Genomic DNA, 13,250 nt, shown 5'->3' with positions numbered 1-13,250 from the left:
CCGAAAACAGAGAAACCTTCGCAAGAAGCATTGGCACTTCTCGGAAACTGGGTTAAGGTGGCGTCACTGTGTTGCTTGTGTCACTGAGAATCTCTACACGATATGTTGAATTTCGATCCAACCATCTACAAGAATTTTTCCTGCTCTTTGCACTCAGTCTCGGCCAGGGTTCTTCCTGAGTCGCAGTTATCTTTGTTCAAGGAGTTACACCATGTCTAATCGCCAAACCGGTACCGTTAAGTGGTTCAACGATGAAAAAGGCTTCGGCTTCATCACTCCACAATCCGGTGACGACCTGTTCGTTCACTTCAAAGCTATCCAATCCGACGGCTTCAAAAGCCTGAAAGAAGGCCAACAGGTTTCTTTCATCGCTACCCGCGGTCAGAAAGGCATGCAAGCTGAAGAAGTACAAGTTATCTAACTTGTAGCTTCTTTAGAAAAGAGCCCCGCCCTTAAAAGCGGGGCTTTTTTGTGGGCGTCTGTTTTGTACAGGCAAAAAAAAACGCAGCCCGAAGGCTGCGTTTTTTATGAAGGGGTTACCAAGCCACGCCAAACCCTGCGGTGTAACGGGTCTTGTTCAGATCGGCATCGTTGGTGCCGCTGATGATGTCACGCTCGGCCTTGAGGTTGAGCGATGCCCAGTCGGTGACCTTGTAGCGCAGGCCCATTTCCGCATCCAGCGCATAGTTGGCCACGTCGGAAAGCGGCTTGCCGATTTCACCGTTGGTGAAAAACTCGACTTTCTTGCCAATCAGGTAACGGTTGTAATCCCACTTCATGGCGACGGAATAGAAGTTGTCCTTGCTGCCATCGCGATACTCGTAATCGGTGCGGTTGAACAGCGAGCCCAGCGAGAATGCGCCCAACTCGTCGTCCCAGAACTGGTAGCCAGGACCGGTACCGACCACGCGCTGACGCGCCAACTCTTCGATGTGATCGCGCTTGTAGTTCAGACGGCCCTGCCAGAACCACTTATCGGTGAGGAAGCGGTCGAGTGCGTATTCCGCACGCCAGTTGTCGGTGGTGGTTTCCTCGTCCTGCACTTCGCGGTTGTATTCGCCTTCGGCGGTGTGGCGCCAGCGCCCATGACGTGCAGTGGTCTTGAAGCCGACATCGTAGTCGTCGGTGTCTTTCTCGGCGCGCTGATAATCCAGCGCCAGGTCGACATTGCCCTTCCACACCAGATCCTCGACCACCGGTTTCGGCTTGAGAATCTGCTGAATGCTCGCCAGCTCGACGGTTTTCGGCGCCTCACCGTTGGCGAGGGTGACCTTGCCGTCTTCGGCGGCCGTCAGTGATTTGGAAACTTCACCGGCGTAGGCATCCTGCTTGACCAGCAGGTGCTGATCGCTGTCGAGGGTCTTGACCTCTTTCCAGTCAATGGTGACTGCACCGGCATATTTGGTCTGGATCAACAGCTTGCCGCCATCGAACACGGTGATGGTGCCGCTCAACTTGTCACCGTTCTTCAACCAGACGGTGTCGGCAAGCAGGGGCGTGGACGCACTGAAAACAGCAAGGCACAGCAGGGATCTGGACAACATAAGCGAATCGAAGGCTCAAGTTTGCGGAAAAAGGTCGGCATTATCCGTAGGAATAAGACCCTGACAAGGACTGACCGGACTATTTCTGATGAGTTCATTTCTCAATTGCGCGATCACCGATTACTCTGAAAGCCATCAAACTGTTCTTGCTCAGGAACCGCGTACGTGAAAGACCCGCTCGACAGCGTTGAAAACGATGCGCAAATCCGACGCACGGCGCTCTACTCGACGCTCGCCCAAGTCCCCGAAGGCAAAGTCGTCAGCTATGGTCAGTTAGCTGAACTGGCCGGGTTGGGGCGCGCCGCCCGCTGGGTCGGTCGCACCTTGAGTCAGTTGCCCGGCGATACCAGGCTGCCTTGGCACCGTGTGCTGGGCGCCGGCGGTCGGATCAGCCTGCCGGTGGGCAGCCCGTCGGGCGATGAACAGCGCGCACGATTGCGCATGGAAGGCATCACCGTCCTGAACAATCGTGTGGATATTCAGCGCCATGGCTGGCGTCCGGTAGAGCACAGCGGTTAGAGTGCGCGCTTTGTTTTCGCAATCTTGAGGCAGACTTCAGCCCATGCCCCGTAAAACCTGGCGCGCCGCGCTAGCCGCTTATGCCAGTCCTTCGACGCTCGTGCTGTTGTTGCTGGGTTTCGCCGCCGGCCTGCCGTACATGCTGGTGTTTTCAACGCTTTCCGTCTGGCTACGTGAAGCGGGCGTAGCCCGTGAAACCATTGGTTACGCCAGCCTGATCGGCCTCGCTTATGCGTTCAAATGGGTCTGGTCGCCCCTGCTCGACCAATGGCGCCTGCCATTACTGGGCAAGCTTGGTCGACGCCGTTCCTGGCTGGTGCTGTCGCAGACACTGGTGATTCTTGGCCTGATCGGCATGGGCTTCTGCGACCCACAAAAGCACTTGTCCTGGCTGATCGCCATTGCCGTGGTCGTCGCCTTCGCCTCCGCCACCCAAGACATTGCGGTCGATGCCTATCGCCTGGAAATCGCCGAAGACAACCGCCAGGCCGCCCTCGCCGCCAGTTATATGTCGGGTTACCGCGTGGCGGCACTGCTGGCGACTGCCGGCGCCTTGTTCTTCGCCGAGGGCTTCGGCTCCACTGGCTTCAACTATCAGCATTCGGCCTGGGCCGGCACTTATGCGCTGTTCGGCGCATTGATGATTCCAGCACTGCTGACCACGCTGTTCATGCGCGAGCCGCCGGTGCCACTGCGTACGCAGTTGCAGGCCGGGCGATATACCTTCATGCATCAACTGATGTCGGTGTTTGTGTTGATTGTTTTGCTGGTGTCGGTACCGGCGATGTTCACCCAGCTCTACAACACCGATTTCGCCAGCGTGCTGTTTGGCGGCATGAGCCCGCTCGACCTGCTGCTCGAAGACCGCGCCTTCCTGCGCGCCATTCTCTACACCCTGCTGACCGGCCTGTGCCTGTCGACCATGGGCCGTCGCGGCCTGGCGCCAGTGCTGACGCCGGTCAACGACTTCATTCTGCGTTATCGCTGGCAAGCGTTTCTGTTACTGGGCCTGATCGCCACCTACCGGATGTCGGACACAGTGATGGGCGTCATGGCCAACGTGTTCTATATCGACCAGGGTTTCACCAAGGATCAGATCGCCAGCGTCAGCAAGATCTTCGGCCTGATCATGACCCTCGTCGGCGCCGGCATGGGCGGACTGCTGATCGTGCGCTTCGGTATCCTGCCGATTCTGTTTATCGGCGGCGCGGCCTCAGCGGCCACCAACCTGCTGTTCGTGATGCTGGCCGACATGGGTCCGAACCTGCAGATGCTGGTGGTGACCATTTCCCTCGACAACTTCAGTTCCGGTCTGGCGACATCGGCGTTCGTCGCCTACTTGTCGAGCCTGACCAACCTGAAGTTCTCGGCCACGCAATACGCCTTGCTCAGCTCGATCATGTTGCTGCTGCCGCGCCTGATGGGTGGCTATTCCGGCGTGATGGTCGAGAAGTTCGGTTATCACAGCTTCTTCCTGATCACCGCCCTGCTCGGCGTGCCGACGCTGCTGCTGATCGCCCTGCACTGGTTCCAGGAAAGCCGCCGCGAAGGCCCGACGCCAACACCCGAACCCGTACCGACGCAGGCTACAGAAGAGTCGTAAGACGTTTCGCCAACGGCGGGAGGAATCCTGCCGTTGGACCTCACCACCGGCCGCACGCCTGTACGCCAGCAAAACTCGCCGGTACACTGCTCCGTCATTTCCAGTCATAGCAACCGACAACGGCCAACCATGCGCACCAGTCAATTTTTGCTCGCCACACAGAAAGAAACGCCTTCCGATGCGGTCGTGATCAGCCATCAGCTGATGCTGCGCGCCGGCATGATCCGCAAACTCGCCTCGGGCCTGTACACCTGGCTGCCGATGGGCCTGCGGGTTATGCGCAAGGTAGAAGCCATCGTTCGTGAAGAAATGAACGCTGCCGGTTCTCTGGAAGTGTTGATGCCGAGCACCCAACCCGCCGAGCTGTGGCAGGAATCGGGGCGCTGGGAAGAATACGGCCCTGAGCTGCTGCGCATCAAAGACCGCCACGGTCGCGACTTCTGCGCGGGCCCGACCCACGAAGAAGTGATCACCGATCTGATGCGCAACGAGTTGAGCAGCTACAAGCAGCTGCCAATCAACCTGTACCAGATCCAGACCAAATTCCGTGACGAAATCCGTCCACGCTTCGGTCTGATGCGCGGCCGCGAATTCATCATGAAGGACTCGTATTCCTTCCACGCCGATCAGGCGTCGCTGCAGATCACCTATGACCGCATGCATGAAGCCTACTGCAACATCTTCACGCGCCTGGGTCTGAAATTCCGCCCGGTTGAAGCGGATAACGGTTCGATCGGTGGTGCCGGTTCGCACGAATTCCACGTGCTGGCCGAATCCGGCGAAGACGACATCGTCTTCAGCAACGGTTCCGACTACGCGGCGAACATCGAAAAAGCCGAAGCGGTGCCACGCGAAACTTCGCGCGCCGCTGCAACCGAAGAGCTGCGCCTGGTCGATACGCCAGACACCAAGACCATCGCGGCGCTGGTGGAAAAATTCAATCTGCCGATTGAAAAGACCATCAAGACCCTGATCGTGCGCGCCGAAGAAGAAGGCAAGCTGATCGCGCTGGTCATCCGTGGCGACCACGAGCTCAACGAAATCAAGGCTGCCCAGCAACCTGGCGTCGCCAGCCCGCTGGTCATGGCCACCGATGCCGAACTGCGTGACGCCATCGGCGCTGGCGCAGGCTCGCTCGGCCCGCTGAACCTGCCGTTGCCAATCATCATCGACCGTTCGGTCGAGCTGATGAGCGACTTCGGTATCGGCGCGAACATCGACGACAAGCACTACTTCGGCGTGAACTGGGAGCGTGATCTGCCGATTCCAACCGTGGCTGACCTGCGTAACGTGGTCGCGGGCGATCCGAGCCCGGACGGCAAAGGCACGCTGGAAATCAAGCGCGGCATCGAAGTCGGGCACATCTTCCAGCTGGGCAACAAGTACAGCAAGGCGATGAAGTGCGAAGTGCTGGGCGAGAACGGCAAGCCGGTGACCCTGGAAATGGGTTGCTACGGCATCGGCGTTTCCCGCGTGGTGGCTGCGGCCATCGAGCAGAACAACGACGCCAACGGCATCATCTGGAGCGACACCCTCGCGCCGTTCCAGATCGCTTTGGTACCGCTGCGTTATGAAACCGAGCAGGTGCGTGAAGCCACCGACAAGCTGTACGCCGAACTGACGGCGGCCGGCTTCGAAGTGCTGCTGGACGATCGCGACAAGAAAACCAGCCCGGGCATCAAGTTCGCGGACATGGAGCTGATCGGCATTCCGCACCGGATCGTGGTCAGCGACCGTGGTCTTGCCGAAGGCAACCTGGAATACAAGAGCCGTACCGAGCCGGAAGCGCAAGCGCTGCCGGTCGCCGATGTGGTGTCCTTCCTTCAGGCCCGTATCCGCCGCTGATTCCAGATAGAGACGTCATGTTCAAGCGAAACACCTTAGGCCTCGGTGGCACCGCCCTGTGCGGTGCCCTGTTGGTCAGCGGCTGTGCCAATCACATGTCACAACGCAGCGAGCACGAAGAGCGGGTCGAGCGAAAGCTGCTCGACCATAGCCTGCAGATCGATGTCGGTGAGCCTAAGGCGCTTGAGCTGCCGCAGCGACGCGTGAAGATCAACGAGCAGAAGACTTTCGAAGTCACCGAATTCGAGGTCACCCGTCGTTACGACCGTTACACGCCCTACCAGCCTTGGCGGGAGATCTACGAGATCCCGCTGGGCGCGGTGGCCGTGGTCGGTGGCGTCGGCGCCAACGTGGTCAACGTGTTTGCCCTCGGCAACCTGCCGGACAGCGTGACCAAGGACTGGCTCAGCTATGGCTTCGCCGGGCTCAACCCGTTCATGAACGTGCAGTCCAACGGTCGTGCACAGCAGAATCTGGCCGGCATCGATGAAGTCCAGCGCGACAAGCGCACGGAGTATTCGAGCCTGCCATGGAGCGAGCGCCCGGTGCAGGTCAAGGCTGGCAAGCAGACCTTCGACATGACCACCGACCGCAACGGCGTGTTGCGCTTGAACCTGCTCGACAGTCCGTTTGCCGAAAATGACCTCAATCATGTCGGCAAATTGCAGATCAGCGTCGAAGACGCCAAAGATGATGTGCACTCCGATTCATCGCTGATGATCAGCAGTCATCTGCGGGGCAAGCTGCTGGAAGCGCACGGGCTGATTTACGACGATCTGGAAGACGACGAAGTGAGCCAGTGGGTGCACCGGGTCAAACGTCTGTCGGAACTGGGTCTGGAAGAAGAAGCCAGCGAACTGGAACAAAGCCTGATCGAACTGACGCGCAACGATCCTGAGTTGCAGACTGAGTTTCTCAAGTCGCTGACCAAGGATGCCGGGCGTCTGGTGGCGGACCCAGGCCCGAATTAACAGCTGAAAGCATCGCGGGCAAGCCCGCTCCCACAAGGTCTCGGGTGTTCACATAATTTGTGTTTCACCATAGAACCCTGTGGGAGCGGGCTTGCCCGCGATGGCAATCTCGAATTCACCGAAAAATTAACGCTCAAACAACTCCATCTGCTCAAACCCGCCGCGCAAATCCTCAAGCCGCACCCCAACCCCCAACAACCGCACCGGTTTGCCGCCGCGATTGAACGCCTGCGTCAACATCAACTGATAGCTGCCCAGGTCCCGCCCTGCCCCGGCCTGCTCCAGCGTCGTCTGGGTAAAATCATGAAACTTCACTTTGACGAACGGCTTGCCCGGCCGATAACTGCTATCGATCCGTGCCATGCGGGTTTTCAGGGTTTCCAGCAGCTCCGGCAGTTTATCCAGGCAACTGCGCAGGTCCGGCAGATCAGCGTCGTAGGTATTTTCCACGCTGATTGACTGACGCCGACTGTCGTTATGCACCACCCGGTCATCGATCCCACGGGCGAGACTCCACAGTCGCTCGCCAAAACTGCCGAACTCGCGCACCAGCGCCAGCTTGTCCCACTCGCGCAAGTGCTGGCAGTCGACGATCCCCAGCTTGCCGAGCTTGTCGGCGGTGACCTTGCCGACGCCGTGCAACTTGCTCACCGGCAAACCGCTGACAAACTCCTCCACCTGATCCGGCGTAATAACGAACAAGCCGTTGGGCTTTTTCCAGTCACTGGCGATTTTTGCCAGAAACTTGTTCGGCGCCACGCCCGCAGACACGGTGATGTGCAATTGATTGGAGACCCGGCGGCGAATGTCTTGGGCGATGCGGGTGGCACTGCCGCCAAAATGCGCGCTGTCGGAGACATCCAGATAGGCTTCATCCAGCGACAACGGCTCAATCAGATCGGTGTAATCGGCAAAGATCGTGTGAATTTCTTTTGAGGCTTCGCGATAGGCGTCCATGCGCGGCTTGACGATGGTCAGGTCCGGACACAGCTTCAACGCATGCCCCGATGCCATTGCCGAACGTACACCGTACGCTCGCGCCTCATAATTGCAGGTAGCAATCACCCCGCGGCGGTCCGCCGAGCCACCCACCGCCAACGGCTTGCCGGCCAGACGCGGGTCATCGCGCATCTCGATGGCGGCGTAGAAACAGTCGCAGTCAATGTGGATGATTTTTCGCTGAGTCATGTCAGAAAAGGAAACGTGGCAAGCCGGACCGGCAGTATCTCACTGGCACCTGTATATAGCACCAGTGGTATGAATGTTCTTTCCAGACGGTAGGAAATGTCCTTTGAATTTATTTTCTCAATCGACGAGCGGCCGCCAATAGAGCTGAAAGCCTTGCCCCACCTGACCTGTAGCGTGAAAAACGCCCGAGAAAAAGCGCTAACCGATTGAACCTCAACAGATTTTATCCAGATTGGAGGTTGACACCCCGGCGTTCCGCTGTAGAATGCCGACACACAGACGCGGGATGGAGCAGTCTGGTAGCTCGTCGGGCTCATAACCCGAAGGTCGTCGGTTCAAATCCGGCTCCCGCAACCAAACATCAAAAAAGGCTACTCGAAAGAGTGGCCTTTTTTGTGCGCGTCTGTTTTGTCGATTTCCTCTTCTTATAAAGAGGTGATCGCCAAACAGGAATTCGTTGCATTTCCGAATGTTAGCGGGCCACCTGCGACCGTTTGACGCGATTGCACACTTATTTGACCCTTTACGGGATTAGCGGTTGACACCTCGCCGTTCGCCTGTACAATGCCGCCACACAGACGCGGGATGGAGCAGTCTGGTAGCTCGTCGGGCTCATAACCCGAAGGTCGTCGGTTCAAATCCGGCTCCCGCAACCAAACATCAAAAAAGGCTACTCGAAAGAGTGGCCTTTTTTGTATCTGTTGAAAAAGTCCTTTCGCAACAATGATCTGTCACTGTGCAGTGAACCGCTTGGGATCTTCAGAAGTCCTCACTTGCGACTATGCTTGAGTCGCAGGCAAGGCGTCTGCAATCCAGGAACTGCCCTCGCCGATACCCGGTGAGAGGCGTAGTATTTTGTGATTATTTTTTTCTACAGGGATTGGTAACTTGGCTGGATACCCCCATCCTGTCGCGCACAATCCAAGAGGTGATTGATGCGCGCCAACTCGTCTGATCCACAAGACACCGTCACAGCGGAACACCCGATCAAACCCGAGCGCCTGCGCTTGCTGGATCGGTTGAGCAAATACCGTCAGCCCATCGGGCTCGGGGTCACTTTGCTGTTGTTCGCGATTGCGCTGATTGCCTGTCGTCATCTGCTCGCCGAACTCGATCTCTATGCGTTGCACGACTCGATTCTCGATGTGCCGAAACCCGCCCTGCTCGGCGCTTTCGGTGCGACCGTGGTCGGCTTCGTTATTCTGCTCGGCTATGAATGGTCGGCCAGCCGTTATGCCGGCGTGACATTGCCGCCGCGCACATTGGCGCTCGGCGGCTTCACCGCATTTGCGATTGGCAATGCGATCGGTCTGTCGCTGCTGTCCGGCGGCTCGGTGCGCTACCGCTTATATGCACGCTTGGGTCTGGGGGCGTCTGAAGTCGCGCACATGACCTTGTTCGCCAGTTTGTCGCTGGGGTGCGCCCTGCCGCCGCTGGCAGCGCTGGCGACGCTGAGTGACCTGCCTGCGGCCTCTCAGGCGCTGGGGTTGTCCGAGAGCCTGCTCGGCACGGTCGCCGCTGTTGTGCTGGCGCTTGCCGTAGTCCTGGCTATCGGCATCTATCGTCGGCGCCTGCCGGAACAACCGTTGCGCGACAACCTATTGGTCAGGGTTGGCCGACGCACGCTGCGCTTGCCGGGTCGACGCCTGACGTTCCTGCAACTGATCATTACCGCCCTCGACGTTGCGGCTGCTGCCACTGTCCTCTATCTGTTGCTGCCAGAGGCGCCACCGTTTGGCGCGTTCCTGCTGGTGTATCTGCTGGCATTGGCGGCTGGCGTGCTCAGCCATGTACCTGGCGGCGTGGGTGTATTCGAAGCGATCCTGCTGGCCGCTTTCGCCGACACGCTCGGTGCCGCACCACTGGCCGCGGCGCTGCTGCTGTACCGCCTGATCTATGTGGTGCTGCCGCTGCTGGTCGCCTGCGTATTCCTGCTGATCAACGAAGGTCAGCGTCTGTTCCAGACTCAAACCATGCGCGCAGCCTCCGGTCTGGCGGCACCGATTCTGGCAGTGCTGGTGTTCTTGTCCGGCGTGGTGCTGCTTTTTTCCGGGGCGACTCCGGAAATCGATACGCGCCTGGAACACATCGGCTTTCTGATTCCGCATCGTCTGGTTGACGCTTCGCACTTCGGCGCCAGTCTGATCGGCGTCCTCTGCCTGATGCTCGCTCAAGGCCTGCGCCGTCGCCTGTCGGCGGCGTGGATGCTCACCACCATTTTGTTGCTGGTGGGCGCCCTGCTCTCGCTGCTTAAAGGCTTCGACTGGGAAGAAGCAACGCTGATGACACTGACGGCTGCGCTGCTCGGTGTGTTCCGTCGCTCGTTCTATCGCCCGAGTCGCCTGACCGAACTGCCCTTCTCGCCGCTGTACCTGGTGGCCAGCCTGTGCGTCCTCGGTGCGTCGACGTGGTTACTGCTGTTTGCCTATCAGGACGTGCCGTACAGCCATCAACTGTGGTGGCAGTTCACCCTTGATGCTGATGCGCCGCGTGGCCTGCGCTCGCTGCTCGGTGCCGCCGTGCTGTTGCTGGTGATCGCCCTGACCTGGCTGCTGCGCACCGCACGCCCGGTCATTCACTTGCCGACGCCCGACGAACTCGATCGCGCGGCAAAGATCCTGATGGCCTCGTCACAACCCGACGGTGGCCTGGCGCTGACCGGTGACAAGGCGTTGCTGTTTCACCAGAACGACGAAGCGTTCCTGATGTACGCACGCCGTGGCCGCAGCCTCGTGGCGCTGTACGACCCGATCGGCCCCGGCCAGCAACGCGCCGAGATGATCTGGCAGTTCCGCGACCTCTGCGACATCCACCACGCCCGCCCGGTGTTCTACCAGGTGCGCGCGGAGAACCTGCCGTACTACATGGACATCGGCCTGACCGCGATCAAATTGGGCGAAGAAGCCCGGGTCGACCTGCACCGCTTTGACCTGGAAGCCAAGGGCAAAGAGATGAAGGATCTGCGTTACACCTGGAACCGTGGCACCCGCGATGGCTTGTCGCTGGAGATTCACGAGCCGGGTCAGGCGCCGATGGACGAGCTGAAAGTGATTTCCGATGCGTGGCTGACCGGCAAGAACGTGCGTGAGAAAGGCTTCTCCCTCGGCCGTTTCAGCGACGAATACCTGAAGCATTTCCGCATCGCGGTGATTCGCTTCGAAGGTCGCCCGGTGGCATTCGCCAACCTGCTCGAGACTTACAGCCATGACTTGGCGAGTCTCGACCTGATGCGCGCGCACCCGGACGCCCCAAAGCTGACCATGGAATTCATGATGGTCGGCCTGATTCAACACTATAAGAGTCACGGATACGCGCGTTTCAGCCTGGGCATGGTGCCGTTGTCGGGGTTGCAACCCCGGCGTGGTGCACCGTTGACCCAGCGTCTGGGCTCGATGGTTTTCCGCCGTGGTGAGCAGCTGTACAACTTCCAAGGCTTGCGCCGCTTCAAAGACAAGTTCCAGCCTGACTGGGAACCCCGTTATATGGCCGTGCCCGCCGGACTCGATCCGCTGGTGGCGCTGGCCGACACTGCTGCCCTGATCGCGGGTGGCTTGACTGGATTGGTGAAACGCTGATGATTCAACGCTCCCTGAAGTACATCCTGGCCGCACTGATCGTGCTGGCCGTGATTGCCGGCGGCGGTTACTGGTACCTGAAACGCCCGGCACCGGAACCGACCGTCGAACAGCTGACCCCGGCCGATGGCGCCGCCATGACCCGTGTCATTCCCGGCACCAAGCCCAAGGCCCAAGTGCTGGTCGCGGTCAACGACGACCAGAAACTCAGTGAAAAACAACTGACCACCCTGAGCCGCAGTGCCTCGGCGCAGATCGTTCAGGTGATTCTGCCCAAGGACTGCCTGCTGCAAAGCCGCGCCCTGCAATCGGGTCTGCGGGAACTGAACGGCCCGGCCACGCTGGTCAGCGGTATTGGCCCGGGCGCTGTGCTGGCCTGGCGCTGGTTGTCCGAGCAGAAAGACGACAAGGCCCAGGCCGTGTCCGTCGACCTCGCGCTGGAAAAAGGTGGCTGCACGCACCTGCTGCCGAAATCCGCCGCCCACGGCCACTGGCTGGTGGCATGGAACGACAACCCGGACGACGCCAGCGCAGGCTTCGTGCGCGATCAACCGAACGCCGAAACCAGCATCAGCGACTACGACATCAACCTGCCGCAAGTGCTGAACAACGAACTGCGCAAGATCCTCGTCGGCGGTGACAAGGCCAACGGCGGTCTGGCGATCCCGGTGGTTGAAGTGCCGGCCGGTCAGGCGAAAGACACCGTGACCCTGTTCCTCTCCGGTGATGGCGGCTGGCGCGACCTCGACCGCGACGTCGCGGGCGAGATGGCCAAAATCGGCTACCCGGTCGTCGGCATCGACACCCTGCGCTACTACTGGCAGCACAAGAGCCCGGAGCAAAGCGCACTGGACCTGACCGAGCTGATGCAACACTACCGGCAGAAATGGGGCACCAAACGCTTCATCCTCACCGGTTACTCGTTCGGCGCTGACGTGCTGCCGGCGATCTACAACCGCTTGCCAGAAACCGAGCAGCAACGCGTCGACGCAATCATCCTGCTGGCCTTCGCCCGCACCGGCAGCTTCGAAATCGAAGTCGAAGGCTGGCTGGGTAACGCCGGCAAAGAAGCCGCCACCGGCCCGGAAATGGCCAAGCTGCCAGCCGCCAAGGTTGTGTGTATCTATGGTGAAGAAGAGACCGATGAAAGCGGCTGCACGGACAAGACTGCAGTCGGTGAAGCGGTGAAACTGCCTGGCGGCCACCACTTCGATGAGAACTACCCGGCGTTGGCCAAGCGCTTGGTGGACTTGATCGAGAAGCGTCAGAGCAAGGACTCGGTCGCCGAAGAGTGATCTGAGCCACGCCCACAAAAAGCCCCCGCAACTTCACAGTTTCGGGGGCTTTTTACATTCCAGCCGCCACCACAATCCCTGTGGGAGCGAGCTTGCTCGCGAAAGCGGCGGGTCAGTCAACAGATTCGCCGACTGACACTAAGACTTCGCGAGCAAGCTCGCTCCCACAGGGGGATTGCGCTGGATTCAGCAGTTTTGTGAAGGCTCGCAAATCTCTTGACTCTTCAGGAAGCTAAAAAAACCAAGTGTCCACATTCCATAAAACGTGGACACCTGCTTGATTGGCATTATCGATCGTCAACTCCACACTCATTCATCTGCCGAACAAATACCCGCAAAACCGCCAGCAACGTTTAGTTTCGTTTACTTCTGGTCTCGCAATATCAGATGACGCCCACAGACCTTGTAGGCAAACTCCGAAACTCACGTTGGGGCGGCTTACTGCCCTATTGCGCTGTTTTTTCACGGGATACTCTCCGGACGTCGCTGACCCATTCAGCGATCGGGCTTGGTAACCCGGTGGAATAAGGCGCAACAGCGCACCCGACACGACTCAGGCGTTATCCCGCCCGAGCCCCTGTGTTATGGCAGCTGTGCGTGGGACGCTTTCGGGCGTGCCGGTTTCCTTGATTCCCCGGTTTACCAACCTGCGCACAGCTGCCACCCATTCGCTTGGTATCGGATGCGGCAGCTCTCGAAATCAAGGGAAC

General features: G+C 59.3%; 9 protein-coding genes and 2 tRNA genes. 9 read left to right on the top strand and 2 right to left on the bottom strand.

What is annotated here, in order from left to right; translation table 11 throughout:
• The first annotated feature begins 211 nt into the window (after positions 1–211).
• Positions 212–421, top strand: coding sequence for a cold-shock protein (locus WA225_RS00590; RefSeq protein ID WP_002554837.1), 210 nt, complete (start codon positions 212–214; stop codon positions 419–421).
• 115 nt (positions 422–536) lie between these two features.
• On the opposite strand, the gene WA225_RS00585 is transcribed toward WA225_RS00590, so the two are convergent.
• Positions 537–1,544, bottom strand: a complete 1,008-nt coding sequence (locus tag WA225_RS00585; RefSeq protein ID WP_422606470.1) for a DUF481 domain-containing protein — start codon at positions 1,542–1,544, stop codon at positions 537–539.
• 165 nt (positions 1,545–1,709) lie between these two features.
• Here WA225_RS00585 and WA225_RS00580 point away from each other — a divergent pair, with 165 nt between their 5' ends.
• From WA225_RS00580 to WA225_RS00565, 4 genes are all read left to right on the top strand, one after another.
• The gene (locus tag WA225_RS00580) at positions 1,710–2,063 is read left to right on the top strand and encodes an MGMT family protein (protein ID WP_034154953.1); all 354 of its coding nucleotides are present in this window, start codon (positions 1,710–1,712) and stop codon (positions 2,061–2,063) included.
• A 43-nt stretch (positions 2,064–2,106) separates the two neighbouring features.
• Complete coding sequence (locus tag WA225_RS00575; RefSeq protein WP_422606469.1) at positions 2,107–3,666, top strand: AmpG family muropeptide MFS transporter; 1,560 nt, start codon at positions 2,107–2,109, stop codon at positions 3,664–3,666.
• Positions 3,667–3,795: 129 nt separating this feature from the next.
• Complete coding sequence (locus tag WA225_RS00570) at positions 3,796–5,511, top strand: proline--tRNA ligase (RefSeq protein ID WP_422606468.1); 1,716 nt, start codon at positions 3,796–3,798, stop codon at positions 5,509–5,511.
• A gap of 17 nt (positions 5,512–5,528) precedes the next feature.
• The gene (locus tag WA225_RS00565) at positions 5,529–6,482 is read left to right on the top strand and encodes a hypothetical protein (RefSeq protein WP_034154950.1); all 954 of its coding nucleotides are present in this window, start codon (positions 5,529–5,531) and stop codon (positions 6,480–6,482) included.
• A gap of 126 nt (positions 6,483–6,608) precedes the next feature.
• On the opposite strand, the gene dinB is transcribed toward WA225_RS00565, so the two are convergent.
• A complete protein-coding gene (dinB, locus tag WA225_RS00560) occupies positions 6,609–7,670 on the bottom strand; it encodes a DNA polymerase IV (protein WP_422606467.1) in 1,062 nt (353 codons plus the stop codon).
• Between the two features lie 280 nt (positions 7,671–7,950).
• Between dinB and WA225_RS00555 the strand changes: the two genes are divergently transcribed.
• The 4 genes from WA225_RS00555 (at position 7,951) to WA225_RS00540 (ending at position 12,540) form a co-directional block, all read left to right on the top strand.
• A tRNA-Met gene (locus tag WA225_RS00555) sits at positions 7,951–8,027 on the top strand.
• Between the two features lie 222 nt (positions 8,028–8,249).
• A tRNA-Met gene (locus tag WA225_RS00550) sits at positions 8,250–8,326 on the top strand.
• A 279-nt stretch (positions 8,327–8,605) separates the two neighbouring features.
• Positions 8,606–11,245, top strand: coding sequence for a bifunctional lysylphosphatidylglycerol flippase/synthetase MprF (mprF, locus tag WA225_RS00545; protein WP_422606466.1), 2,640 nt, complete (start codon positions 8,606–8,608; stop codon positions 11,243–11,245).
• The gene (locus WA225_RS00540) at positions 11,245–12,540 is read left to right on the top strand and encodes an AcvB/VirJ family lysyl-phosphatidylglycerol hydrolase (protein WP_422606465.1); all 1,296 of its coding nucleotides are present in this window, start codon (positions 11,245–11,247) and stop codon (positions 12,538–12,540) included. Before mprF ends, WA225_RS00540 begins: the two co-directional genes overlap by 1 nt.
• Positions 12,541–13,250: the final 710 nt, after the last annotated feature.

It is taken from the genome of Pseudomonas sp., from assembly GCF_049300855.1.
GTDB lineage: Bacteria > Pseudomonadota > Gammaproteobacteria > Pseudomonadales > Pseudomonadaceae > Aquipseudomonas.
Note: the sequence above shows the minus strand (reverse complement) of the source record. Positions and strands in the feature narration are given on the sequence as shown.